2 protein-coding genes and 1 pseudogene are annotated in these 3,145 nt (G+C 48.9%); 2 read left to right on the top strand and 1 reads right to left on the bottom strand.

The window, feature by feature from the left end:
* Positions 1 to 68 precede the first annotated feature (68 nt).
* A complete protein-coding gene (locus tag V7Z60_RS05060; RefSeq protein WP_334116762.1) occupies positions 69 to 2,063 on the top strand; it encodes a DUF1430 domain-containing protein in 1,995 nt (664 codons plus the stop codon).
* A gap of 2 nt (positions 2,064 to 2,065) precedes the next feature.
* Entirely contained in the window at positions 2,066 to 2,686 is a 621-nt protein-coding gene (locus tag V7Z60_RS05055) for an ATP-binding cassette domain-containing protein (protein ID WP_334116761.1), read from the top strand.
* 206 nt (positions 2,687 to 2,892) lie between these two features.
* On the opposite strand, the pseudogene V7Z60_RS05050 reads toward V7Z60_RS05055, so the two are convergent.
* Positions 2,893 to 3,145: pseudogene (locus V7Z60_RS05050) on the bottom strand (IS982 family transposase); the annotation flags it as partial.

Here is a 3,145-nt window from a genome sequence, read left to right as displayed (position 1 = left end):
AATAATTCCTTGACTTTTTAATGATCCAGTAAGAAAATTAAGTAAGTTCAAATCCAAGGGGGGTTATATTGAGAAGAATAAAGAAGGCGATGATCTTTCTTGCCGGCACGGTCTGCGTGATTCTGGTGCTTCTGTTCGTCCATTCACTCGGTCCGGCGTACATTGAACCGAACGGGATGTCGTATGACATCGAGGGAATGCGTGGCGGAGCAGATTCATCCAGATTCAATAAGGTGGTTGAAGAATATGCGGAAGAGCATGATGCTTCGGCAATCAAGGTCTTCAACGTTCCGGCGGTAAGCGGGGGTGACGGTCCGGTCATAAGAATTCACGTCTATGGCAGGAAGGCAGGACTGCCGAAGGGCGTGATGGCATCACACCGGGAATTTCTTACAAGCGACATCAGATATCCTCTGTATTTCACAGGGGGAGCCGATGCGGCGTCCATTGAGAAAATGTTTTCAAGAAACGGCATCAGGTACAGCAGGCTTAATGAGAACAGGCTCTGGACTGTTGTCAACTTTCTTGGGGAAAATCAGGCACAGGCGCTTTTTCTGCTGATGCTCATGGTTCTTTTCATTTCACTTCTGCTGACCAATCTCAGAGAACTAAGGAAAATGAATATCTGCGCGCTGCTTGGAATGTCAAACGTCAAGGAGGCACTGCGCGACTTTCTCGGAAATCAGAAGGACCTGCTTCTTGTTTATCTGCCGGGGATGACAGCAGTTCTTTTTTACATGGAAATGGAGTCATTCACGCACGCTTACGGAACGGTTCTGTATTTTGCGGCATTGCTGTATCTGGCCGTGACGGCCGTCATGCTTGCCGCGGCAGTCGCCCGCTGTGCGATGCATTCGCGAAGGACAATCAGTGCTGCCGTCAAGGGAAACAGTCACAGCAGATTCTCGTTTTACGTCAATATGACCTTCAAGGCCGTGACAGAGATCTTTGTCTGCACGACATGCGTGTCCCTGATCGGTGCCGTCAGGAACGGGTGTCAGATGGAGGCACAGCTGTCGACGTGGATGAAGGGAAGAACTTATTACACCGTCAATCTGGCACCGTATGCCGGTTCCGGGAAGGAAACGCACATTCTGGAACAGAAGGCGGGAAAGTTCTTCTGCTATCTTGAAAAGCACGGCGGGATGCTTGTCAACTATCAAGGATTCGGCCGACCGGAGGATTCCACAGGCGATCTGTTCAGTGGCAACGTCATGACCGTGACCGCCGGGTATCTTCAACGGAACAGGGTTATGGGAGCTGACGGAAGAAGAATTCTCCTGCCTGCGGATTCCGATACGACGTATGTTCTTGTTCCGTCAGGTCAGTTCGAAAAACGCAGACAGCTTGTGAGAAATTACCGCAGTCAGCTGTGGCTGAACGATGCCGGGAAAAGGATGAACGGAAAGCTTTCTGTCAGGACGCTGGAGACGGCAGATGACCAGAAGCTGTTTACATACAGCGCAGATGCGCTTGATCTTGGATGTTACTCGGGAAATGCTGAAAATCCCGTGGTTGTCGTTCTGTCGGAAAAGTCACTTGGCGGAATCAGCCCGGAAAACGTCAATGCCAACAGCAACTGGCTGACATTCATTTCAAATCAGTCATTTCTCTGTCCGGATGTGTCGGCGATTCAGACTGGAATGGAGAAAGCTGGTCTTACGGGCTGGATCGGCAGCATCGTCAACACCAGAAGCCTTGCGTGCAGGAAGCTTGCTGCAACAAGGACCAGAGTCAGGGTGCTGACGGCAGTTCTGGTGATTGCACTGCTGGTTGCCGGCATTGAGACGTTTTCGTTCACGGGCATCTACTTCAGCAACAACAGGAAGAAGATTGCGGTCAAGCGGCTGCTTGGGGCAGGTTCTGTGCAGATTTTCGGCAGGTTTGCGGCATTGCTTGTCTTCCTCAGTGTGCTCGAAGCGGGAATATCTTTTCTGATTACGAAAGATGCAGTGGCTGCTGCGGCACTGTCCGTTGCATCCAGTTTCTGCGGAATTGTCATCCTGTCTGTCCAGACTATGTTGGTCAGCAGGAGAATTGCCGTGACGCTCAAGGGGGAATGATCATGAATGATACACTGGAAGTAAGGCATGGATGCAGGATGTTTGACGGACATGTCGTCTTCGAGGATGCGTGCTGCCGTTTCGAATCAGGCAGGGTATATGCGCTGACCGGACCGTCCGGCAGCGGAAAGACCACTTTACTGAACGGCATCGGACGCCTGGACGACCTGACATCCGGTGAGATTTTGCTTAATGGAGAAAACATCGAAGACATCGGCATTCTGAAGTACTATCGTGAGGTTGTCGGCTATCTTTTTCAGAACTACGCTCTTGTTGATGAGGAAACGGTCATGCAGAACCTGAATATCGTCAGAAGGCATGAAAGGAGTGTGCTGACGGAAAAACTTGTCCGCTACGGCCTGGGCGAAGATTATCTGAATCGCAGGGTGTACACGCTTTCGGGCGGTGAGGCCCAGCGAGTTGCGCTTGCGAGGCTTGCCCTCCGGAATCCGAGAATAGTGCTGGCGGACGAGCCGACAGGAGCGCTTGATTCCGTCAATCGGCGTCTGGTCGTTGACAGTCTGCGTGAAATGGCGGAAGAGGGCAGGATTGTCATCATTGCAACACATGATGATGAGGTCATGAAAGATGCAGATGAATGCATTAATGTGGCGGAAATGTAATTTTTGAAGAAGATGTGACTTGCTGTTTAAAAAGCGCTTACATCATGATATAATCGTTCTTGTCAGAATTTAATTATTTCATTATATTTTGGAGGTGGTGTTTTATGAAAAAGGTTTTTTCACTCAGTCTGCTGGTCTTTTTGGTCATCTCCGGGATATTTGTCATGAACACTCCCGTTGAAGGATATAGATTGTAAAAATAATATCTATCCTACGTTAGTTGCTAGTTTGTAATATTCCCATAATTTCCAGGTAGCAACCCGATATTGAACCTTTAAGCACATTAAAGCCAACAATGAGGCATCAGACAGCTTGGTATTTTCAACATTTCGCCGTTCCAGGTATTTTTGGGGGACGTAACGCTTAATTAAATGACGCATCATCAGGCGACAGTGACCAAATTTAATTTGAAAATTATGGCGATTAAGCTTAGAATGAAAGTGGTTCAACATAGCTGGG

This window comes from Ligilactobacillus sp. (assembly GCF_036846325.1).
Classification (GTDB): Bacteria; Bacillota; Bacilli; order Lactobacillales; family Lactobacillaceae; genus Ligilactobacillus.
The sequence above is the reverse complement of the archived record's forward strand: the minus strand, read 5'-3'. Positions and strand labels throughout refer to the sequence as shown.